17 protein-coding genes and 1 pseudogene are annotated in these 21,961 nt (G+C 68.9%); 9 read left to right on the top strand and 9 right to left on the bottom strand.

Annotated features, from left to right (window positions below):
- Positions 1-39 precede the first annotated feature (39 nt).
- The 4 genes from CP973_RS22600 to CP973_RS22585 all read right to left on the bottom strand — a co-directional run bounded on the left by CP973_RS22600 (position 40) and on the right by CP973_RS22585 (position 5,103).
- Complete coding sequence (locus CP973_RS22600) at positions 40-1,440, bottom strand: MFS transporter (RefSeq protein ID WP_150244326.1); 1,401 nt, start codon at positions 1,438-1,440, stop codon at positions 40-42.
- Positions 1,441-1,500: 60 nt separating this feature from the next.
- Positions 1,501-2,313 carry a 3-hydroxybutyrate dehydrogenase gene (locus tag CP973_RS22595; protein WP_150244324.1) on the bottom strand — a complete coding sequence of 271 codons (813 nt, stop codon included), beginning with the start codon at positions 2,311-2,313 and terminating at the stop codon, positions 1,501-1,503.
- 181 nt (positions 2,314-2,494) lie between these two features.
- Positions 2,495-3,925: a 3-hydroxybutyrate oligomer hydrolase family protein gene (locus tag CP973_RS22590; protein WP_150244322.1), complete on the bottom strand. Its 1,431-nt coding sequence runs from the start codon at positions 3,923-3,925 to the stop codon at positions 2,495-2,497.
- Positions 3,926-4,239: 314 nt separating this feature from the next.
- Positions 4,240-5,103: a LysR family transcriptional regulator gene (locus tag CP973_RS22585; protein ID WP_150244320.1), complete on the bottom strand. Its 864-nt coding sequence runs from the start codon at positions 5,101-5,103 to the stop codon at positions 4,240-4,242.
- A gap of 103 nt (positions 5,104-5,206) precedes the next feature.
- Between CP973_RS22585 and CP973_RS22580 the strand changes: the two genes are divergently transcribed.
- From CP973_RS22580 to CP973_RS41035, 8 genes are all read left to right on the top strand, one after another.
- A complete protein-coding gene (locus tag CP973_RS22580; RefSeq protein ID WP_167538609.1) occupies positions 5,207-6,079 on the top strand; it encodes an aldo/keto reductase family oxidoreductase in 873 nt (290 codons plus the stop codon).
- A 785-nt stretch (positions 6,080-6,864) separates the two neighbouring features.
- Positions 6,865-7,647 (top strand): CoA transferase subunit A, encoded by a 783-nt coding sequence (locus CP973_RS22575; RefSeq protein ID WP_150244316.1) that lies wholly within the window; start codon positions 6,865-6,867, stop codon positions 7,645-7,647.
- 1 nt (position 7,648) lies between these two features.
- On the top strand, positions 7,649-8,308 hold the full coding sequence (locus CP973_RS22570) for a 3-oxoacid CoA-transferase subunit B (protein ID WP_060728353.1): 660 nt from the start codon (positions 7,649-7,651) through the stop codon (positions 8,306-8,308).
- Between the two features lie 316 nt (positions 8,309-8,624).
- Positions 8,625-9,776, top strand: coding sequence for an extracellular catalytic domain type 1 short-chain-length polyhydroxyalkanoate depolymerase (locus CP973_RS22565; protein ID WP_244409946.1), 1,152 nt, complete (start codon positions 8,625-8,627; stop codon positions 9,774-9,776).
- Positions 9,777-10,652: 876 nt separating this feature from the next.
- Positions 10,653-10,787 (top strand): transposase, encoded by a 135-nt coding sequence (locus CP973_RS41440; protein ID WP_208853282.1) that lies wholly within the window; start codon positions 10,653-10,655, stop codon positions 10,785-10,787.
- A 454-nt stretch (positions 10,788-11,241) separates the two neighbouring features.
- Positions 11,242-12,129 carry a hypothetical protein gene (locus tag CP973_RS22555; protein ID WP_150244314.1) on the top strand — a complete coding sequence of 296 codons (888 nt, stop codon included), beginning with the start codon at positions 11,242-11,244 and terminating at the stop codon, positions 12,127-12,129.
- A gap of 1,025 nt (positions 12,130-13,154) precedes the next feature.
- Entirely contained in the window at positions 13,155-13,316 is a 162-nt protein-coding gene (locus tag CP973_RS22550; protein ID WP_341874881.1) for a helix-turn-helix transcriptional regulator, read from the top strand.
- 195 nt (positions 13,317-13,511) lie between these two features.
- Positions 13,512-13,925 carry a hypothetical protein gene (locus CP973_RS41035; RefSeq protein WP_244409944.1) on the top strand — a complete coding sequence of 138 codons (414 nt, stop codon included), beginning with the start codon at positions 13,512-13,514 and terminating at the stop codon, positions 13,923-13,925.
- A 728-nt stretch (positions 13,926-14,653) separates the two neighbouring features.
- Here CP973_RS41035 and exaC read toward each other — a convergent pair.
- The 5 genes and pseudogenes from exaC to CP973_RS22515 form a co-directional block, all read right to left on the bottom strand.
- Positions 14,654-16,177: an acetaldehyde dehydrogenase ExaC gene (exaC, locus tag CP973_RS22540; protein ID WP_150244312.1), complete on the bottom strand. Its 1,524-nt coding sequence runs from the start codon at positions 16,175-16,177 to the stop codon at positions 14,654-14,656.
- Positions 16,178-16,239: 62 nt separating this feature from the next.
- Positions 16,240-17,617: pseudogene (locus CP973_RS22530) on the bottom strand (GAF domain-containing protein).
- Positions 17,618-17,925: 308 nt separating this feature from the next.
- The gene (locus CP973_RS22525) at positions 17,926-18,669 is read right to left on the bottom strand and encodes a hypothetical protein (RefSeq protein WP_244409943.1); all 744 of its coding nucleotides are present in this window, start codon (positions 18,667-18,669) and stop codon (positions 17,926-17,928) included.
- 197 nt (positions 18,670-18,866) lie between these two features.
- Positions 18,867-20,204 carry a DUF6114 domain-containing protein gene (locus CP973_RS22520; protein WP_244409942.1) on the bottom strand — a complete coding sequence of 446 codons (1,338 nt, stop codon included), beginning with the start codon at positions 20,202-20,204 and terminating at the stop codon, positions 18,867-18,869.
- Positions 20,195-20,752, bottom strand: coding sequence for a DUF6230 family protein (locus CP973_RS22515; protein WP_150250079.1), 558 nt, complete (start codon positions 20,750-20,752; stop codon positions 20,195-20,197). The genes CP973_RS22520 and CP973_RS22515 overlap by 10 nt, the downstream gene beginning before the upstream one ends.
- A 222-nt stretch (positions 20,753-20,974) precedes the next feature.
- Between CP973_RS22515 and CP973_RS22510 the strand changes: the two genes are divergently transcribed.
- Positions 20,975-21,634, top strand: coding sequence for a TetR/AcrR family transcriptional regulator (locus CP973_RS22510; RefSeq protein WP_150244310.1), 660 nt, complete (start codon positions 20,975-20,977; stop codon positions 21,632-21,634).
- The last annotated feature ends 327 nt before the right edge of the window (positions 21,635-21,961 follow it).

The following is a 21,961-nucleotide window of genomic DNA, read 5'->3' as shown; positions in this document are numbered from 1 at the left end:
CACCGGGTCTCTTCCTGGCGGTGGGCGGGGAAGGCGGCCTCACACGGTGTCCTTGCCGATGGCCGTCGGCAAGGACCGGCGCGCCGGGTGGGGGAAGGCGGCCGCGACGGTGGTGGTGAGGTCCCGGCCGCGGGTTTCCCTGGCAAGGGCGACGGTCACGGTGGTGATTATCGAGGCCAGGCAGAGGTAGAGGGCGACGGGGGTGGCGGAGTCGTATTCCTTGAGGAGTTCGACCGCGATGACCGGTGCCAGTGCGCCGGCGAGGATGGCGGCGAGCTGGGAGCCCATCGACGCGCCGGAGTAGCGGACCTTGGTGTCGAACAGTTCCGAGATGAAGGCGGCCTGTGGGCCGTACATGGCGCCGTGCAGCAGCAGGCCGGCTGTCACCGCGAGGGTGATCACGGCGAACGACTTGGAGTCGAGCAGGGCGAAGAAGCCGAAGGCCCACAGGGCCATGCCGGCCGAACCGATCAGGGTGACCGGCCGGCGGCCGATGCGGTCAGAGAGCGCGCCCCACAGGGGGATGGTGACGAAGTGGACCGCCGAGGCGATCAGTACGGCGTTCAGCGCGGTGCCCTTGGGCAGTTCGAGATGGGTGGTGACGTAGACGAGGAGGAAGGCGGTGAGGACGTAGTAGGAGATGTTCTCGCCGAATCGGGTGCCGATGGCGGTGAGGACCTCCTTCCAGCTGCGGCGGAACACCTCGAGCACCGGGGCCTTCTCCTTGATGCCGCGGGCGGCGTCGGCCTGGGCCTCGGCTTGGGCGGCGAGGAAGACGGGGGACTCGGAGACGGAGACACGGATCCACAGGCCCAGCAGCACCAGAACGCCGGACAGGAGGAACGGGATACGCCAGCCCCACGCGGTGAAGGCTTCCTCCGACTGGACGGCGGCGAGCAGCGCGAGGACACCGGTGGCCAGGAGGTTGCCGCCCGGGGCTCCGGCCTGCGGCCATGAGGCCCAGAAGCCCCGCTGCTGGTCGCCGCCGTGCTCGGAGACGATGAGGACGGCGCCGCCCCATTCGCCGCCCAACGCGAAGCCTTGGACGAGGCGGAGCACGGTGAGCAGGATCGGTGCGCCCGCGCCGAGGGTTTCGTAGGTGGGCAGCAGTCCCATGGCGAAAGTGGCCCCGCCCATCATGAGCAGGCTGATGACGAGCAGCTTCTTGCGGCCGACCTTGTCGCCGAAGTGCCCGAAGACCACACCGCCCAGCGGCCTGGCGGCGAATCCGACCGCATAGGTGATGAAGGCGATCAGGGTGCCCACGAGCGGGTCGGCGGCGGGGAAGAAGAGGATGTTGAACACCAGCGCGGCTGCGGAGCCGTAGAGGAAGAAGTCGTACCACTCGATAGTGGTGCCGATGAGGCTCGCACCGACGATGCGGGCGATCCCGGGGGAGCGGCCTAGAGCGGCTGGGCCGGTGGCCGGTGTCTCGGACATGTGTCACCAGTTTCCTGTGCGGGGTGGGGCATGTGGAGTGGGAGAAGGGAGGAGCGGGGCTCAAGTCGCTCCCCAGCCGCCGTCCAGGGGCAGGGAGGCGCCGGTGACGGAGCTGGTGTGCGGTCCGCACAGCCACAGGGCAGCGGCGGCGACCTCTTCGGCTTCGAGGAGCCGCTTGACCGGGACGCGGGAGAGCAGGACATCGGAGAGGACGTCGCCGGCGCTGATGCCGTGGGCCGCGGCCTGATCGTGGATCTGGCTCTCGACCAGCGGGGTGCGGACGTAGCCGGGATTGATGCAGTTGCTGGTCACACCGTGCGGAGCGCCTTCGATGGCGGTGACCTTGCTCAAGCCCTCCAGGGCATGCTTGGCCGTGACGTAGGCGCACTTGTACGCGCTGGCGCGCAGTCCGTGGACGCTGGAGATGTTGATCACCCGGCCCCATCCGCCGGCGTACATGTGCGGCAGCACGCGGCGGATCAGCAGAAACGGCGCGGTGACCATCACCTGCTGCATGCGGGCGAAGCGTTCCGGCGGAAACTGGGGGAGGGGAGCGACGTGCTGGAGCCCGGCGTTGTTGACGAGGATGTCGACGTCCGCGGGCAGCGTGTCGGGCACCGCAGGGTCGGCCAGGTCGGCGATGTGTGCTGTTCCCCCGATGGCGTCGGCGACCGCCGCGGCCTTCTCGGCGTCCAGGTCGACCACGTGGACCTTGGCACCGGCCGCTGCGAGGGCGGCGGCGCACGCCCGGCCGATGCCGCTGCCGCCGCCGGTCACCAGGGCGGTGCGGCCCGACAGGTCTACGCCGTGCGTGGCCGAGGGGGGTGAGACGGCCGGCCGCGGCGTGTGCGGGGAGGTGGATTCGCTGGTCATGGCCGGAAACAGTAGGGTCACCGCGCCAGCTCGCCTATGGGGGTGACCACCACACTGACCTGCCTGCGGGTGGTGGATTCCTCTGCGTCGGTGCCCGGAGGGCAGGCTTGTCGCTCCGGACCGCTTTCCTGGAGATCCACCGCGGCCCGTCGCGACGTCGCTCGCGGCGGGCCGCGGCATGTCAGCGGCCGAGCGGACAGGTGGTCAGGAGCGTGGCTGCGTCGGCTGTGGGCGGACGGGGCACGGTGCCACTGGCCGGGGGCAGGTGGGAGTGGGCCAGCCATTCCTCCAGGGCGGTGAAGGCCGAGCGGTGGCAGGGGACGAGCGGCCTGAGCCGGCCGGGGAAGGCGTCCACCAGGGAGTCGGTGTGGGTGCCGTCCTCGACGCGGTAATAGCGGTGCAGTCCGCCGCGGCCCGCCCGGTGAACCATCCGGGCGTAGACGTCGGAGTCCTGGCCGATGGGGAGCAGGACGTCGAGGGTGCCGTGGATGGTGATCAAGGGCTTGCCGATGCGGCCGGTCAGGGCGATCCGCTGCACGGCCCGGCGGACTTGCGCCGGGCGGGCGGCGTAGTCGTAGTCCGCGTCACAGGCCGGGCTTCCCGGGGTGCAGTACGGGGTGCCTGCCTCCGCCGGTCCGTCGAAGGCGGGGTCCATCTCCTCGCGGTAGATGCGCTGGGTGAGGTCCCAGTACACCTTGTGGTGGTACGGCCACAGGAACTCCGATCCCGCCGGGTAGCCGGCGGCGTGCATCGCCCGGCGTGCCTGCTCGGCGGCGGGCCCGTGGGCCGCGTACACCGGGTAGTGGCGCAGCGCGGGCGGCAGAAACGTGAACAGGTTCGGCCCGTCGGCGCGCCACAAGGCGCCCTCCCAGTCCACTCCGCCGTCGTACAGCTCGGGGTGGTTCTCCAACTGCCAGCGCACCAGGTAGCCGCCGTTGGACATGCCGGTCGCCAGGGTCCGGGCGGGCGGCCGGTGGTAGCGCTGGGCGACCACCGCACGGGCCGCACGGGTGAGCTGGGTCAGGCGCCAGTTCCACTCGGCGATGGCGTCACCCGGCCGGTCACCGTCGCGATAAAAGGCGGGCCCGGTGTTGCCCTTGTCGGTGGCGGCATAGGCGTAGCCACGGGAGAGAACCCAGTCGGAGATGGCCCGGTCATTGGCGTACTGCTCACGGTTGCCGGGGGTGCCCGCCACCACCAGGCCGCCGTTCCAGCGGTCGGGCAGACGGATGACGAACTGGGCGTCGTGGTTCCAGCCGTGGTTGGTGTTGGTGGCCGAGGTGTCGGGAAAGTAGCCGTCGATCTGGATACCGGGCGCGCTGGCCGGGACGGCGAGGGCTTTGGGGGTCAGTCCTGCCCAGTCGGCAGGGTCGGTGTGGCCGGATGCCACCGTTCCGGCTGTCGTGAGATCCGCCAGGCAGGATGCCCGCTGGTGCGCGGCTGAGGGGACGATGACGCGCTGCAGACCGGCGCAGTGGCCACCCGGTGCCGAGCCCGCGGTAGCCGATGCGGCCGCGGCCGCAGGCACAGTGAGGCCCACAGAGGCCAGGGACAGAAGGACCGAAGCGGCGCGCAGGCAAGGGTGCGCCATGGTGGTGAGGTGCGAGAGCATGCGGTACCTCTGGTTCCGAAGGCAGTGACGGGCCGGAGGGTAGGCGGCCACGGCCGGCTTGCGACATGGGTGCGCCCACCACGGTCGCGGCGGTCGAAACGGGTTCCAGCCCCATGCGGAGCGACGGGATGACGCCGGTGTCGCCCCCCCCCCGGATCTCGGCAGCCTCTGCTTCGGGCCGGTGACGCGGGAGCCATCGGCAGCATGCGATCGCCATCCCAAGTGGAGCCCGCCTGCTCGCCGAGTCCCCGCCGGGCCGGGCCGATCTGCTCCGGCGGCCGGTACCGCGTCGGGTGGCGGAAGGCGAGGGCGGGTCAGAGCCGTGTGGCTGCGCGGATCAGTCCGGCGAGGGGGAGGGAGCGGCTGTGGGCGGGCCAGGCGATGTGGGTGACGACGGGGGGTGCGTCGGTCAGGGGGACGGCGGTGTGCTCGGCCCATAGCCAGGCGCGGGCGGAGTCGGGGAAGACGGCCATGGTGCGTCCGAGGGCGATCAGTTGGGCCAGCTGTGTCTGGTCGTGGATCTCTGGGCCAGGGCCGGGTGGGTGTGTGCCGCGGCGGGGCCAGCGGGCGAGCGGAAGGTCGGGGATGTCGCTGACGTCGGCCAGGGACAAAGTCTTGTGCGCGGCGAGGGGGTGTCCGGCGGGCAGGATGGCGATCTGCCCCTCGGTCATCAGTTCCTCGCTGTCGAACCCGGCGAGGGAGTTGAACGGCTTGTGCATGAGCGCCACATCAGCGCGGCCGTCGCGCAGCATCGCTTCCTGCTCGCAACTGCCGCTCGGCAGCACGTCGATCTCGGCGGCGTCGGGTTCGGCCGCGTAGGCGTCGAGGAGTTTGTGCAGCAGCTCGTGGGACGCGCCGGCCTTCACCGCCAGCACCAGGCGGTTGGGGGAGCCGCCCGGGCTGTCGGGGCCACCGGCGCGACGGGTGCGGCGAGCGGCGGCGGTGGTCGCGTCGAGGGCTGCGCGGCCCTCGTGCAGCAGCACCTCGCCGGCGCCGGTCAGGGCGACGCCGCGGCGGTTGCGTGTCAGCAGGCGGACGCCGAGGCGCCGTTCGAGCTGCTGGATCGCCCGGGACAGCGGTGGCTGGGCCATGCCGAGGCGTTCGGCGGCGCGGCCGAAGTGCAGCTCCTCGGCGACGGCCAGGAAGTACTTCAGCTCGCGGGTCTCCAAGGTGTCCACGGCACAAGATACCTCTGTGATACCTGCCGAGTATCACAGCGCACTGCAACGGTATTGGATGCGCCACTTGTCCGCGAGCGAGCATCGACACATGAGCGAAACCATGAACACACCCTCCGCACCGCTGCCCGGCGGCACCTGGACCTTGGGCGATCTGACCGTCACCCGCTTCGGCTACGGCGCCATGCAGCTCGCCGGCCCCGCCGTCATGGGCCTGCCGGCCGACCACGACGGTGCGCTCGCCGTCCTGCGCGAGGCCGTCGGCCTCGGGATCACCCACATCGACACCGCCGGCGCGTACGGGCCACGCGTCACCAACCAGCTGATCCGTGAAGCACTGCACCCCTATCCCGAAGCGCTGCACATCGTGACCAAGGTCGGTGCGGTCCGCGATCAGCAGGGCGGCTGGCCCCCCGCCCGGCGGCCCGAGGACCTGCGCCGCACCGTCCACGAGAACCTTGAGGACCTCGGCCTCGATGTGCTCGATGTGGTCAACCTCCGGCTCGGTGACGCCCAGGGCCCCCGGCCCGGCTCGCTCGCCGAGCCCTTCGAAACCCTCGTCGAACTCCAGCAGCAGGGCTTGGTCCGGCACCTGGGGGTGAGCAACGCGACGGTGAAACAGGTCGCCGAGGCGCAGACGATCGCGCCGATCGTGTGCGTGCAGAACATGTACAACCTCGCCCACCGGCACGACGACGAGCTGATCGACGACCTCGCCGCCAAGGGCATCGCCTACGTGCCCTTCTTCCCCCTCGGCGGTTTCACCCCGCTGCAGTCCACGGCGCTCTCCGCCGTGGCCACCCGGCTGGAAACAACGCCGATGTCGGTCGCCCTGGCCTGGCTGCTGCAGCGGTCACCGAACATCCTGCTCATCCCCGGCACCTCCTCGGTGGCACACCTGCGTGAGAACGTCGTCGGCGCGGGGCTCTCGCTCTCCGACGAGGAACTCGCCGAACTGGACAAGATCGGCCACTAGCAGGACGAAGGGGCAGGGGCGGTGATGATGCGAACCTCCTCCTTAGGGACCGAGGCGCGTGTTCACACATGCTGTTGTGCGGTGGCACCGCCGGAGGCAGTGCCACCGCACCAGGTTGAGAGTCAGGGTGAGGGACGGGCTCCACTCGCCGGGCTTTGGTCGCGGCCGACGGTCAGGCTTTGAGCTGGTCGAACGCGACAGCTCCGGCCCGAGTTCCAGAGCTCACCACCGTCCAGCTCACCAACTCCCCTCATACACACCGGAGCTGAACCCGGTCGAGCCGCTGCGGACCCATGCCAGGGATGATGTCGAGGGCGCCGAGGTCCGCGGATACCGGGCCCATGGTGTGAGGTATCACCGCTCCCAGCCCGCCAGCCCGCCAGCCCGCCAGTCCATCCGCCGCATGCCAGTCAGAGCCCTTCATCCTCCGGGGGATACGCGACACCAGAACATGCGTCCCTATCGGTCTCAATGCCCGGGCCGTACAGGACACGGCAACGTACGTAGGCGATCACCATGTCGAGCGCCCGGCCGTGTGGCATGGATACAGCCGGATCGGTGACAAACGGCTCGTCACTTCTCCAGGTTCTCTGCGGCACTGCGGCGGCAACGCCCATACAGGTACCGGTCGATGTGTGGGGCGCTTCCATGGCAGAGGGCGTTGGCCCCTTCCTAGGGTCGACGCCAATTGGCCGAGTGGACACCGGTCCTGGCAGCGGTCGAAGTCCGTCGAGCCATGCCGCTGGCGACGAGGGCGGTTGGTGTCCCCGACGGAGAGGGACCGGATGGGTCTGGACAAGACGGTCGCGGACGCGGCCGAGGCAGTGGCGGATATCCCCGACGGGGCGTCACTGGCCGTCGGCGGATTCGGGCTGTGCGGCATACCGAGCGCGCTGATCGAAGCCCTGCTGCACCGGACGACCTCAAGGCTGGCGGTCGTGTCCAACAACTGCGGTGTGGACGACTGGGGGCTGGGCCTGCTTCTGCGCGCGGGCCGCATCGCCAGGATGACCAGCTCGTATGTGGGAGAGAACAAGGAGTTCGCCCGGCAGTACCTCAGCGGTGAGCTGGAGGTGGAACTGGTACCGCAGGGCACCCTCGCCGAGCGGCTGCGCGCGGGAGGCGCCGGAATCCCCGCCTTCTACACACCGGCCGGGGTCGGCACCCAGCACGGCGAGGGCGGCCTGCCGTGGCGGTACGGGGCGGAAGGCAGCGTCGCGATCGCCTCACCGCCCAAGGAAACCCGTGTCTTCGATGACCGGGAGTACCTCCTGGAGGAAGCCATCACCACCGACTTCGCACTGGTGCGCGCCACCATCGGCGACCGCCACGGCAACCTGGTCTTCCGCTCCTCGGCCCGCAACTTCAACCCCCTGGCGGCGATGGCCGGACGTATCACCATCGCGGAGGTCGAGCACCTGGCCGAACCCGGAGAACTCGACCCCGACGAGGTTCACCTGCCCGGCGTGTTCGTCCAGCGCGTGGTCCGTGTCCACCCTGGCGACCCCGCGGCCGAGCGGCGCATCGAACGCCGTACGGTCCGCGCCGAGCAGGGAGGCGGTGCCTGACATGGCCCTCACCCGTGAGCGGATGGCTGCCCGGGCCGCCCGGGAACTGGCCGATGGCACATACGTCAATCTCGGCATCGGCCTGCCCACACTGATCCCCAACTACCTGCCGCCCGGAGTCGAGGTGGTCCTCCAGTCGGAGAACGGCATTCTCGGCGTAGGGCCCTACCCGGCCGAGGACGAGATCGACAGCGACCTGATCAACGCGGGCAAGGAAACCGTGACGACGCTGCCGGGCGCCTCGTTCTTCGACTCCGCGCTGTCCTTCGGCATGATCCGCGGCGGCCACATCGACACCGCCGTCCTCGGCGCCATGCAGGTATCGGCCACGGGCGACCTCGCCAACTGGATGATCCCGGGCAAGATGGTCAAAGGCATGGGCGGCGCCATGGACCTGGTGCACGGAGCCCGACAGGTCATCGTTCTCATGGAACACACCGCCAAGGACGGCACCCCCAAGCTGGTGCCGGAATGCACCTTGCCGCTCACCGGGCGACAGGTGGTCCAGCGCGTCATCACCGACCTCGCCGTCCTCGACGTTACACCCGAGGGCTTTCGGCTCGCGGAGCTTGCGCCCGGCGTGACGGCCCGGGAAGTCCAGGCGGCTACGGCAGCCCGGCTGAGCGTGCCTGAGCGGCTCGCTTCGCGGCCAACGGCCTGAGCTGATAACACCACCAGGCCGATGAAGCAACCCTTCGGAGGCCCATCAGGATCCGAGCCGACTGTGGTGCTCCCGGCCATGTCATCGACACAATCCCGCCACCTACGGTTCCGGACACCGGGCCGCTTCCGTCCCCACGCGCCGGAAGCGGTCCCGGCCCCCTCGTATGTCACCCGAAGGAGCCGCCATGCCGTCACCTTTCATGAAACCCGCAGCACAGCCCCCAAGCGGGCCCACCCGGCGAGTCGCCGGTCCGTCGCGGCCCCAGGCCCGACGCCGGCCCGTCGCGGCACTCACCGCCACAGTGGCCGCCGGAGTGGCCGTTCTCCTGCTCGCCGCGCTGTCCGTCGTAGCCATGTCCAGCCCGGCCCGCGCGGCGGCAACACCTCAAGAAGTGACGGGCTTCGGCTCCAACCCGGGCAACCTGCGCATGTTCCGTTACGTGCCCCCGGGACTGGCCGGCGGACGCCCCGTCGTCGTGGCCATGCACGGCTGCACCCAGAACGCCGCCGCCTATGCGGCCAACACCGGCTGGATGCGGCTGGCCGACACCTACAAGTTCTCCGTGGTCTTCCCTCAGCAGCAGACGACGAACAACATGAACGCGTGCTTCAACTGGTTCGAAGCCGGTGACACCCGGCGAGGCTCCGGAGAAGCACTCTCGGTCAAGCAGATGGTCGACCGCACGAAACGGGACAACGGCTCGACGAGCGCCTACGTCAGCGGCCTGTCAGCGGGAGGAGGGATGACCTCGGCCATGCTGGCGGCCTACCCCGACGTCTTCTCGGGCGGCGGGATCATCGCCGGGCTGCCCTACGGCTGCGCCAACTCGGTGGCCTCCGCCTTCACCTGCATGAGCCCCGGCGTCAACAAGAGCCCCAAGGAATGGGGAGACAAAGTCAGGGCCGCCTTCCCGTCGTACTCCGGGCCACGCCCGAAGGTCTCGATCTGGCAGGGCACCGCGGACTCGACCGTGAAACCCGTGAACGCCACCGAGCTCATGGAGCAGTTCACCAACGCCAACGGCACCGATCAGGCACCGGACACCACCGACACGGTCGGAGGCTACCCCCACCGGGTCTACGGCGGCACCGTGGAGACCTACCAGGTCACCGGCATGGGGCACGGCCAGCCCGTCGACCCCGGCACAGGTCCGGCCCAGTGCGGCACCCCAGCCCCCTACATCCTGGACATGAACATCTGCTCCGCCTACCACCTCGTCCGCTTCTGGGGCATCGACGACAGCGCCTCGCCCACACCGACCGGCACGAGCACGCCGACGCCGAGCAGCACACCCCCGTCCTACTCCGACACCGTCATCGGCACCACGACCGACCACTACGTGGCCCGGCGCATCACCGCGGCCGAGTACACCAAGCTGGGCACCGCCCACGGCTACAACATCTCCGTCCCCCTTTACCAGTGCACGGCAGGATGGACCGACAAGGCCGACTGCTCGCCCCTCTGACCCGTGAGGACGAAAGGCGGTGGCGGGGTATGCGCCCGGGGAACGCATCCCGGGTGGCATACCTCATTCGCCGGAACGGTCGGGCCGAACGGCCCGGTCGCCCGTGGAGGGCCTGGTGGCGACGACGGCGCAGTAACGGGCGGTGGGATGGCGGGCCGTCCCGCTTTGCCGAACGGAAGGCGCCCTCCGGGCGCCCGGTGATCTTGAACCCGAAATGCTCGGCTCGTTGGTGATCACTGATGTGCCGCTTCGCCGGACAGGGCGTGTAGGTAGTAGAGCGCCGACGCCCCCATCGGGATCAGTGAGCTTTGGCGTCATCGCGGCCCATGCTCGTTGAACGTGCAGCCCGGCCCCTTGGCCCATGCCCGGAGCGCTGCTGCATCCCTGCCGACGCCGATCCCCTCTGGAGACGGCGCGAGCCCGCTGTGCCCTTGTCGTCGGCTGACCCGCCGCTGGTGTGGTCCAGCACACGGCCGACGGGATCACGTCACCATCAAGGAACTGCGCGAGAATCTCGCGAAGCGCGGCCAGCCGGTGCCCTACACCAGCCTGCGCGACTGGGCCCGCACCCGTCTCCAATGGCCCGCCCGGCCCGACGTCCCTGCCCCGCCCACCGCGGCACCGTCCGTCCGGACCGTCGTCGGCTGGCTCACCCGCCACCCAGCGACGCTCACCCACGACGGGATCGAGCATCTCAAGGCCGTGCTGAGCGCATGTCCCGAACTGGACGAGGCCCATCAACTGGTAAGTGATTTCGCGGAGACGTTGCCTCACGTGCCGGCGCTCTGCTGCCAGAGTGGATCAACACGGCCCGCGCCGCACAAATTCCAGGCATCACCGGCTTTGTCAATGGGCTGACTCTCGATCTGGAGGCCCGTGGTCGCCGGACTGACCGAGCCCTGGAACTCTGGAAGCGTCGAGGGCGCCGTGACGCGCATCAAAAAGATGAAGCGGCAGCTGTACGGACGTGCCGGATTCGAACTGCTCCGCAAGATGATCCTGCTTCAGTGATCCTCCGCGACGGCTCCCCAAGATCTGTGACAGAGCCCAGCGTCACCGCCACAGTCAGCTGTGAAGGGGAGAGGTGAGCTCGGTGTGGAGGGTGACGCCGCAGGCGCAGTGTCCACATACCTGGTAGGGCACGTGGCCGATGATGCAGCAGGTATGGGCCAGCAACAGGCACCGGGCTCCGGGCGGGGGTGGGGTGGGCGAGTCGACCATGGTCGCGTCGCGGAGTGGCCTTGGCGCCGTCCGGGCCGTGGGCCCCACCGGAGCCGGGAAGGGAGCAACGCGGGCAGCGCGAACAATGCTCTTCCTGCCGCGATAGTGGACGTAGTCCACTGGTCTCGCAATTCGAAGGAATGTGTGCGAAGTGAGGTGAAGATGCTACTCATGTGGCGACAGGTGCATTATGTATCCATCCTCCCGTCTTCCCAGAATGCGCAGCCATCCTTAACATGAAGTAGTGGGGTGGATTACAGGAATCGGCGCTATCCTGGTTCTGGTCTTCTTTATTTATGTGGTACCTGCGCTCATGGATCAGTTCATGGAAAGTTGCGCCGGCACGTTTGTCGGCCTTTTGCTGGTCTTGACTGGGGTCGGGGTGCTGTTCGCTGTCGGCTACTTCCCGGCCCTGTTTTTCGGTGCTTCTCAGCTGTTGAGCATCATCGTCGCCGTCTCTGTCGCGCTGCTTATCGTCCTCGCGCTGCTGATTTTTGGGCGCGAGGATGTTGACACTAATTGCGGAATCCTCCTTATCCCCTTGGGGGTCGGAGGGCTGTTTGCTGCCAGCTATTTCGCAGCTCTGTTTTTCGGTGCTTCTCAGTTGCTTAGTGGAATCATTGGCGGCTTAATTTCACTGCTTGTCGGTCTCGGCGTAGCGGGTTTGATTCGATGGCGCCATCAGAACGAGATGCGTCGCGAGTGCCAGGCCGATCACCTTGTCGATCAGGTCGTCGCCAGACTAGGGCACCCTGTCTCCTCGCAGTACAGGGGCAGCCTTCGCAAGAACCTGCTTCTTGCCCTAAATCTCGGCCGGGTATATCCCGATGCGGTCTACCGGTCTCTACTGGATCGCGGAACGGTGTCCGGCATCGCGTTTCAGCGTTTTGATAGTGGCTCCGATTTCGCTACAGAACTGGCGACATCATTCAATCGACCTGCGGAAATCGATAGCGCCTTGGAGCAGGCACGCGAAGCTTTGGAGGTGAGAGATTTGTGTGTCAACGTGAACATGCTGTGCGTGCTTATGGAATGGCGCGAAGAGTGGCGCTACTACTATTTGAGCCCGCACGGAATGCGAAAACCTAAAATGGATGCCATAGTGGCGAGGTTTTTTCCTGAGGATTCCTGAGATGCTGACGGTAGGGAGCCTGTCAATACCCCACCCGATTTCTCTTGCGAGGCGGAGGTAGAAGAGAGAGTGCGTTCCGGCCAGGAATCGGGTCGCCCGGCACTACGGAGCCCTGGCCGTCGACGACCGCTTCTCCCACCGCTACAAGTCCCTAACCCCCGAATGCACTGCCCGTTCGGGTCCGTCGTGGTGCCGCCGCCTTGAGCTGGGAATGAGCAGTCCGGGCCGCAGCTGCGCGGCGGACGTGGGCAGCTTTAGTTGGTGGGCGGTCAGGTAGTACAAAGTGGCAACGGGGTGATCCGCGACCTTGGCTTGTTGCGGCTTCTCCGTCACGCATTCGCCCACGGCAGACGAGAAAGTCTTCGCAAGGAGTGGAACCCTCTCCGGAGGCTATGTCAACGTACGACACCCCCGGCCCGCAATTCCATAAAGCGGATCGCTGAGTAACTGATGAGGAGTCTCTTCTGTTTCTGCGCATTTTCCGATCTGCTTGAGTAACCGCAGCAGCCTTTCTGTGTTCGTTCAGATGCAATCGGACTGTGGTGCTCTTTCGTGCTCTGCCTGTCTGGGCGTCTGCAGGGCTGGTCTCTTCGGAGGCGTTTTTGTGCGGCGCGGTCCGTCCAATCGTTGTTCGCGCGGCTTGAACGCTCCCGAGGGGCAGGTTGACTGATCGGCGAGCAGGCGGACTCGTAACGTGAGGGGCTAACGGTTGTCACCGTTGGTGACAGGTAGGCATTGCCGGGGCAGAACGGGCGGAACCTAGCCGACGACCGCCGGTTAGCCAAACCGGGGATCATTCGCATTACTGAAGTCCTTATTTCTGCACTGGCGGTGGAGCGTGCGGATGCGGCTACCGCTGCCTTGTAGCGCCAGTCGCGATACGTCTCGCCGAACGCCCAGTGGGACACGTCGGCTTACGGGAAATTTTTTGGCGCGCCATGCATCGCGTCGGCACGTCATCGATGTATCTCAGAACGAATGAAGTATTCGTGGCTCGCCCCCCTGCGCTCAAACTCGCCTAGGTTCTGGCGGAAATCCGCATGAGGCCCTCGACGTTCTACCGTCTGCGTGCGCGCGGGCAGGCGCCCCATATGATCAAGCTGCCGAATGGGGAACTCCGGTGTCGTCGCGCTGATTTGGATGCCTGGTGGGAGGCGTGCGGAAGGGATTTTGACGCTTGGCGATGAGTTACAACGTCCGCGTCTGGGGCATACGCGAGCGCACTGATCGGCGCAAGCCGTTCATGGTCCGGTGGACGGTCAATGGACGTGAAAAGTCGGAGTCTTTCATGCCTCCGGGCTCGCCGACAGTCGACGCTCGAAGCTGGTGACAGCGGCACGCGACGGCGGGCCGTTCGACGACCGGGGTCGCCGGCGTCCGAGTTGCGCGCCATCAAGCAGCGCACGATGTGGTACGACCTGGCACACGAATACCTCGACCAGCGGTGGGACCGCACACCCGGAAACACCCGCCGCACTCTGGCCGACGCATTCGCCACCATCACGCCTGCTCTGGTGCTGCCTGGCGTGGTCTACCCGGAGCCCAGGGTGCTGCGGCGCGCTTTGTACTCGTGGGCCTTCAACAAGAACGCGTGGGACCAGGAGTCGGCCGAGGAGTGGCGCAAGGCCCTCGACTGGATCAAGAGCCACTCCCTGCCCGTCAGTGCCCTGACGGAAGCCGACGGGCTGCGCGGGGCGCTGGACGCCCTGTGCGGAAGCTGGACGGCAAAGCGGCTGCGGCCAAGACGGCACGGCGCAAGAGGGCCGCGTTCAACGAAGTCATCAACACAGCGGTAGAGAGAGGTTCTTCGCGGAGAACCCGCTTCTCGGCCTCCGGTGGAACGCTCCGGCGGTCACCGAGGAGGTGGACCCGGCCGCCGCCCCCGATCCGGCCCAGGTCGCCCGGCTGCTCGCGGCGGTTGCACAGTAGAGCGGGCGCGGCGGGCGCGGCCCTCATCTGGAGGCGTTCTTCGGGTGCATGTACTGCGCGGCCATGAGGCCGGCGGAGGTCATTCATCTCCGGCTCGATCAGTGTCATCTGCCCGATAACGGCTGGGGTTGCTGAACCTGTCCGGTGGTGTGGTCACTTCGGGCAAGGAGTGGACGGACGACGGCGCGGCGCACGAGGTGCACTCGCTCCTACGGAGCGACGTGGGCGCGGGCCCGCGAGTTGGCCCTGTCCCGTACGGAACGTGCCACCGTCCTGGCCAAGCGGCCGCACGACCTGCGGGGCAGAGCATCCAGGTGCTCTTCCGGCACTACGCCAAGTTCCTGGGCGGCGTCCGGGAGCAGGCCAACCGGCTCATGAGCAGTCCATGCAGGAGTGGGACCGCGTCAGCGGAGGAGCCTCCGCTGCTTCCTGAACCAAGGTTTTGGTCCGTGACTGGTCCGGAAGAGCTGGTCAGAAGGGGTGTAGCGGTGGGAGAAACTGGGAGGCGCCACGCAAAACGGGCCTCGCGCAGAGTGAGATGAGAAGAAGGCGCCTGACGGGCGAAAGACCAGGTCAGGCGCCTTTTTCTGTGGGCTCAGAAGAGCCCGAGAGCCTTCGGTGAGTACGACACCAGCAAGTTCTTCGTCTGCTGATAATGATCCAGCATCATCTTGTGCGTCTCCCGCCCGATGCCCGACTGCTTGTACCCGCCGAAGGCCGCGTGGGCCGGGTACGCGTGGTAGCAGTTGGTCCAGACGCGGCCGGCCTGGATGGTGCGGCCGGCGCGGTAGGCGGTGTTGGTGTCGCGGGTCCAGACGCCGGCGCCGAGGCCGTAGAGGGTGTCGTTGGCGAGGGTCATCGCGTGGTCGAAGTCGGTGAAGGGAGCGACGGCTACGACCGGGCCGAAGATCTCCTCCTGGAAGACGCGCATGTCGTTGGTGCCCTCGAAGATGGTGGGGGTGACGTAGTAGCCGCCTTCGAGTTCGCCGCCGAGTTCGGCGCGGGTGCCGCCGGTGCGGATGCGGGCGCCTTCCTTCTGGCCGATGTCAAGGTAGGAGAGGATCTTCTCCAGCTGGTCGTTGGAGGCCTGGGCGCCGATCATCGTGTCGGTGTCGAGGGGGTGGCCCTGGACGATCTGTTCGGTGCGGGCCACGCCGGCGGCCAGGAAGTCCTGGTAGTGGCCCTGCTGGATGAGGGCCCGGGACGGGCAGGTGCAGACTTCGCCCTGGTTGAGGGCGAACATGGTGAAGCCTTCGAGGGCCTTGTCGTAGAAGTCGTCCTCGGCGGCGGAGACGTCGTCGAAGAAGAGGTTGGGGCTCTTGCCGCCCAGTTCGAGGGTGACCGGCTTCAGGTTCTCCGAGGCGTACTGCATGATCAGGCGGCCGGTGGTGGTCTCTCCCGTGAAGGAGATCTTCGCTACGCGCGGGCTGGCGGCGAGCGGCTTGCCGGCTTCCGCGCCGAAGCCGTTGACGATGTTGACGACGCCGGGCGGCAGCAGGTCGGCGATCAGGCTCATCCAGAAGTGGATGGAGGCCGGGGTCTGTTCGGCGGGCTTGAGGACGGCGGCGTTGCCCGCGGCGAGGGCGGGGGCCAGCTTCCAGGCGGCCATGACGAGGGGGAAGTTCCAGGGGATGATCTGGGCGACGACGCCGAGCGGTTCGTGGAAGTGGTACGCGACGGTGTCCTCGTCGAGCTGGGAGAGGGTGCCCTCCTGGGCGCGGATGGCGCCCGCGAAGTAGCGGAAGTGGTCGATGGCGAGGGGCAGGTCGGCGGCCAGGGATTCGCGGACGGGCTTGCCGTTCTCCCAGCTCTCGGCGACCGCGAGGGCTTCGAGATTGTCCTCCATGCGGTCGGCGATCCGGTTGAGGATCCGGGCGCGCTCGGCCGGGGACGTACGGCCCCAGGCCGGTGCGGCGGCGTGGGCGGCGTCCAGGGCGCGTTCCACGTCCTCGGCCGTGCCACGGGCGATCTCGGTGAACGGCTGCCCGTTGACGGGGGTGGGGTTCTCGAAGTACCGGCCCTTGACCGGCGGTACGTACTCGCCGCCGATCCAGTGGTCGTAACGGCTCCGGTAGGACATCAGGGCGTCGGCGGCACCAGGGTTCGCGTAACGGGCCATGGGGGCTCCCAATCGCTCTCGGCTCGCGCCTCCGCTCCCGCGGCGGGGCGCCGGTGCGCAGGCTAGGGGCGGGGACGTTGCACGAAGGTTGCGGGCGAGGGCGAGGGCGAGGGCGAGGGCGGGGACGGGGACCAGGGCGAGGACGGGAGCGGGGGCGGGGACGTGGGCGAAGGTGGAGTTCGGTGCTGCCGGGTCGGTGGGAGGGCGTATGCGGTACGGAGGCGGGTTGCCGTGGACGCTGCTCGGACATCTCCCGGGTACGTGGCCTCCTCCAGCGCCTCCCAGACCTCCAGGTCGTGTTCGCCCCAGGGCGCATCGGCCCATAGGCGCAGGGTCTCCGGGGCGCGATGGGTGAGGACGGCCCGCCGTAGCCGGTCTTCCAGTACGGAGCGCAGGCGTCGTACACCGGGGGCTTCGGAGGAGGGGAGCAGCGGGCCCCGGTAGTCGCGCAGCGCTGCCGGCACATCGCCGGCCGCCAGCTCCGTCTCCACCAGGCCCAGGTCCGTCTCCACCGCTCTGGTCAGGCGGTACGGGCGTGAGTCGAGCAAGGGGCCGACCACTTGGCGCAGGCGGGACAGTTCCGCGCGCAAGGTCACCGGCCGGACCTCACGTTCGCCGTACAGAAGCGCGGCCAGCCGGTCGCCGGTGAGCCCCTCCGGATGCCGGGCCAGCAGGAGCACGATCTCGCTGTGCCGGGGGCCGAGCCGCAGACTCCGGCCGTCCGTGATCAGGACGGCTTCGTCCCGGGCGAGGACGGTCAGGTGGGCGGCGGGCCGGGTCCGTTCCGGGGACGTGGCGAGGTGGGCCTCGGCGGCGCGGGCGGTGGCCTGGACCAGGGCCAGGCTGTGCGGGCCGGCGAGGTGGTCGCCACCGGTGATGTCCACGGCTCCCAGCAGCCGGCCCGTCCGCAGGTCGTGCAGGGGAGCCGCCGCGCAGGTCCACTGCTGGACGCGCTTGTTGTAGTGCTCGGCCGCGAAGATCTGTACGGCGTGGTCGGCGGCCAGCGCGGTGCCGGGCGCGTTCGTACCGGCGTGCCGTTCGTCCCAGCGCGCCCCGGCGACGAAGTTCATACGCTCCGCGTGCCGCCGTACGCCGGGATGGCCCTCCACCCACAGCAGCCGCCCCTGCGGATCGCAGACGGCGAGCAGGTGGGCGCCGTCGTGGGCGATGGTGCCCAGCAGCTCCCGGAAGACCGGCATGGCGCGGGCCAGCGGGTGCGCGTCACGGTAGGCGCGCAGCTCCGACTCGTCGAGGTCGATCGGGGCCGGTCCGTCGAGTGTCGCGCGCGGACGCCGACCGGCGCCACGAGTCGGCCACCACCTGGCGCACCGGTTGGACCACCGGCCCGCCCGCCAGGAACTCCTCGTGGGCGCGCCGTACCCTACGGGTGCGTTCCACGGGGTCGGCACCCGACTCCATAGCCAGCCAAGGGTTGACCACGCGTCACCTCTCCGTTGCGGATGCGGATGCGGCTGCGGCTGCTGCCGGCGACTCGACTCTTGCCAATTGACGGTGGCAATGGTTTGGGCCTTTGCCTCGGTACGACCGTTGCTTCCGTGCGGCCGTTCCCCCGTATGGCCGTTGCCTCCATGTGGCCGTCCCCCCCCGTATGACCGTTGCCTCCGTATGGCCGTTGCTCTCATATGGCCGTTGCCCCGTCCTGTAGCCGATGGTGCTCGTACGGGGCGGGGCAGTAAAGGCCGCTGGAGGGTGGCGTGGGGGTACGCCGGGTATGTCGCCGGGTCTGCTCAGCCGCGCACGCTGCGGTGCCGGGAGTGTGCCGCTGGTGTCCCGTTTTCCGGGAGCAGGTCCGCTGTCGCCCGCCAATGCCCCTTCGGGAGGCCCACCAGGCCGTACAGCCACCGGACGGGGGAGTGGCGCGGCAGCAGGAGCCCGCCCGCGAAGGCGGCGAAGACCGCCAGACCGGCGGGATAACCGAGGAAGCGGACCAGGGTGCTCGCTAAAAGGGCGCCGAGCAGCGGCAGCCCGTACAGGCCTGCGCCCGCGATGGCGACGGCGAGGAAACGCGGGACCTTCAGGGCCTGTGCGCCGCCCGGCAGGAGCCAGCCCTCGGCGAGCCAGCCGATCTCGGTCAGCAGCAGTGTGCCGATGACGGCGGTGCCGAGGACCAGGAGGGCGAGGAAGGTGCCGGAGGTCATGAAGCGCAGGACGTTGTTGACGATGCTGTCCTTCGGCCAGGCGCGCAGGGCGGCGCCGTCCGTACTGAGGAAGCGGCGGTAGCCCTGGCCGTCCCAGCCGTGCACGAGGGTGCCGAAGAGCAGGAAGTGACCGGCCACGCAGTTCAGGTACGCCCAGTAGCCCGCGCCGACCAGGCAGAGGGCCTGGGCCAGCAGGAAGCCGAGGAGGGTGGCGGTCACGACGCCGCCCGCGTAGAGGAGGGGGAAGCCCGCCCAGATGCCGCGATGGCCGTCCGCGATGTGCATCGTCGACCAGGACGGGTTCTGCCACATCAGGAACAGCCCGGTCGGCACCAGCAGCACCGCGGCGTACAGGAGCGTCAGGCACAGGTACGGGTTCGCGGCGCGGCTGATGAGGCGCGGGGCGAGCAGCCGGGGCAGCCCGGTACGGTCGGCGGCGCGGCGTTCGAGGAAATGCAGCTGCCGGGCGGCGGCGAGAGCGAACGTCGACCCGATGCCGTACGCTCAGAACAGCGCGGCCGGCAGCCCGATCATGTCGTTCCCGTTCCCGTTCCTGTGGCCGTTCCCGTCTCTGCCCCCGCTCCCGTTGTCGTGCTCGCTCCGGTTCTCGTTGCCGTGCTCGCTCCGGCGTTCAACGTCAGGCCGTCCGCGACGATCAGGTCCGAAGTGACCAGGGCCTGTTCGGCGTCGACGTTGGTCATGAAGACGAACGGCGGTACGACCGGTGGCACCGGCAGCGTGTCGGGGGTGAAGGTCAGGCACAGGATGCCTTGGAGGCAGCCGCTGAACTTGGTCAGGTAGAGCGTTACGTTGCCGCTCAGGTCCAAGGTGCGGGCTCCGAGCCCGAGTTGAGGGCCGCCCGCGTCGCGAGTGATGAGTCGGTAGTCCGTGAGCGAGGCGGCCTTCATGCGCAGGACCATCGCTTTGACGGGGCCGTTGACGGTGGGCACCTCGGTGACCCCGGCGAGCGTGAAGCCCTTCGGCGCGAACATGGTGGTGGTCACGGTGGGCGGAGTGGGCGCCGCGGGGATGCCGGCCGCCGCGCGCGCGGGCGGGGCCGGGGTGCCGATGACCGCGATGAGCGCTACCGGCAACGCTACGGCGAGGGCTCGGTTTCGGGGGTTGGGTGTGTCGGGTGAGCCGGGAGGGATGGGGGAGTTGGGTGAGCGGGGCGAGTCAGGTGTGTCGGGCGAGACGGGCGAGACGGGTGTGTCGGCGGCGGATGTGAGCCCGGCCCCGCCCGTCGGCCCGGCCCTGGCTACTGGCCCGGCCCCGCCCGTCGGCCCGGCCCCGGCTTCTGGCCCGGCGCCGCCCGTCGGCCCGGCCCCGGCTTCTGGCCCGGCCCCGCCCGCCGGCCCGGCCCCGCCCGCCGGTCCAACCCCGGCCTCTCCCGTACGGTCGTCCTCCTCCACCACCGTCCACCCGAACCCCATCGCGCTGCCCGCGATGCCCAGCCCCATCCCCACCAGGAACCCGCCCAGGTTGGTCGCCGCGAAGGACAGGACGGACAGGATCAGCGCGTGCAGGCTCACGTAGTGGTGGGCGGCCGGGCGCAGCCACAGGAACAGCCCGGCCACGATCAGCGCGAGGCCGATGCCGATCGCGGCCAGTCCGCCCAGGCCGAGGTTGATCAGTACGGTCAGCGGAGACAGCGGTACGAGCAGCAGTTCCGCGCCGCCCAGGATCAGCAGCAGCCCGGCCCAGAACGGCCGGGTCCGCCGCCAGCCACGGAACGCCGCCCGCCGCTCGGGCCAGGGGAGCCGGACGTCCGGACGTCGGGCGGCCAGACGCCGGGCAGCCGGGCGCCGGGTGGCCGGACGCCGGACGGGCAGGCGCCGGGCGATCAGGCGGCGGCTGCTCAGAAGCACTTCTTGCCGCCCAGGCTCACGTCGAGGCGCAGGCCCTTGAGGCGGAAGTTGCCGCCGGTGGCGGACCAGGCGTGCGACCTGACCCCGGCGACCTCGATGTTCCCGGCCTGGAGCCCGAACTTGCCCTTCTCGCCCTGCACCCCGGGCACTTGGTCGAGGGTGGAGGCGTCCCGTCCGATCTGGGCCGTACCGAAGCGGGCGTCGCCCACCAGGTCCTCGCCGTCGATGACGAGGTTGTCGGCGGTGACCTGGCCGGCGTCGCCGCCCGCGGTCAGCTTGAACACCACCGTGCCGATGGGCGTCTTGACCTCGGCCGCCTGGCAGATGTCGCTCAGAACGGCCTTGCCCAGGCCGAGCAGGGCCACCGGGTGCCCCGTGCCGCCCGCGTCGCGGTCGGTGTGCACGTACGAGGCCAGGCCCTGGCTGGTCAGCTTGCCCGACGCGACCTGGAAGTTGGTGCCCGAGACGGCGAACGAGGCGGCCAGCGCGCCCTCGGCCATCACCGAGGCCATCGCGCCGACGGCGAGCACCGCGGGGATCGCCGTCACCGCGGTCTTTCTCCAGGAAGTGCGTCCCTGAGGCAACGGCCGCTTGTTCTTGCTCACTGCTTCCTCCCCGGGGCAGCGATGGACCGGCTGCGAGCGCAGCCGTGGACACGTGCGAGCGCGCGAGGGAAGTGCCTGTGTGGAGCGGCTACGGGACGAAGCCGCAGGTGACGTACGTCTGCCATACTGCGGAAAACCCGTGGCAGTTGGAGACTAGGGCTCGAATTGAATAATAGTCAACAGCGTGGACCAGGTACCCCACGGACCGCCCGCGCCACCGAGCGCTCGCAGGCGCGCCGTGCCGAACTGATCGCCATCGGAAGCAAGCTCTTCGCCGATACGTCCTACGACGCCCTGTCCATGGACGACATCGCCCGCCAGGCCGGTGTCGCGAAGGGGCTGATCTACTACTACTTCAGGAACAAGCGCGGCTACTACCTCGCGATCATCGAGGACGCGGTCGCCGGGCTGGTCCAACGGGCCTCCAGCACCCACGATCTGCCACCCATGGAGCGGGTCCAGCACACGATCGACGGCTACCTGCGGTACGCCGAGCACCACCAGACGGCCTACCGCGCCATCGTCACCGGCGGCGTCGGCTTCGACGCGCAGGTGCTCGCCATCCGCGAGGCGGTCCGCGAGCAGCTGCTCGGCACCATCGCGCACGCCGCCTGGGGCCGCGCGGAGATACCCGCGCTCGCCCGTACCGCACTGGTCGGCTGGCTCTCCAGCGTCGAGGGCGTCACCCTCGAATGGATCGCGCGGCGGGAACTGGGCCGGGGCACGGTCTGCTCGCTGCTCGTCCGGGGCCTGGGGGACACCCTGCGGCTGATCGAGGAGTACGAGCCGGCCTGTCCTGCGCCCACCCGGCCGCCCATTCCCTGACGGTTCGGGGATTTCCGTTCTTCGACGGGGTGTGCTGGAGATGTACCGGAGATACGCCGGAGGTGTGCCGGATGCATGCCGGAGGGGCGGGAGGTCACGGCCTCCCGCCCCTCCGGCATGCCTGCCGTGCGGTGTGTGACGGGTCGGGACCGCCCGGAACCGGCCAGGGGCAGTGAGGGCGAGCAAGGCCCGAAGTACACCCAGCCCCTGGCCCAGCCCAGCCCGGCCTGGCCCGGCCATCAGCCAATTCCCGTGCAGAACTGTTGTTTTGCGGTGACAGCTGTGCCTAACTGTTTGACTATGTTTCCTTCTTCGTATCGCCTGGGC

Origin of the sequence: Streptomyces albofaciens JCM 4342, from assembly GCF_008634025.1 — a bacterium.
Taxonomy (GTDB): domain Bacteria; phylum Actinomycetota; class Actinomycetes; order Streptomycetales; family Streptomycetaceae; genus Streptomyces; species Streptomyces albofaciens.
Note: the sequence above shows the minus strand (reverse complement) of the source record. Positions and strands in the feature narration are given on the sequence as shown.

Bases quoted from the DNA above. Each gene is read 5' to 3' on its own strand.
- CP973_RS22600 (WP_150244326.1), bottom strand. From the start codon at position 1,440: ATGTCCGAGACACCGGCCACCGGCCCAGCCGCTCTAGGCCGCTCCCCC.
- CP973_RS22595 (WP_150244324.1), bottom strand. From the start codon at position 2,313: ATGACCAGCGAATCCACCTCCCCGCACACGCCGCGGCCGGCCGTCTCA.
- CP973_RS22590 (WP_150244322.1), bottom strand. From the start codon at position 3,925: ATGCTCTCGCACCTCACCACCATGGCGCACCCTTGCCTGCGCGCCGCT.
- CP973_RS22580 (WP_167538609.1), top strand. From the start codon at position 5,207: ATGAACACACCCTCCGCACCGCTGCCCGGCGGCACCTGGACCTTGGGC.
- CP973_RS22575 (WP_150244316.1), top strand. From the start codon at position 6,865: ATGGGTCTGGACAAGACGGTCGCGGACGCGGCCGAGGCAGTGGCGGAT.
- CP973_RS22570 (WP_060728353.1), top strand. From the start codon at position 7,649: ATGGCCCTCACCCGTGAGCGGATGGCTGCCCGGGCCGCCCGGGAACTG.
- exaC (WP_150244312.1), bottom strand. From the start codon at position 16,177: ATGGCCCGTTACGCGAACCCTGGTGCCGCCGACGCCCTGATGTCCTAC.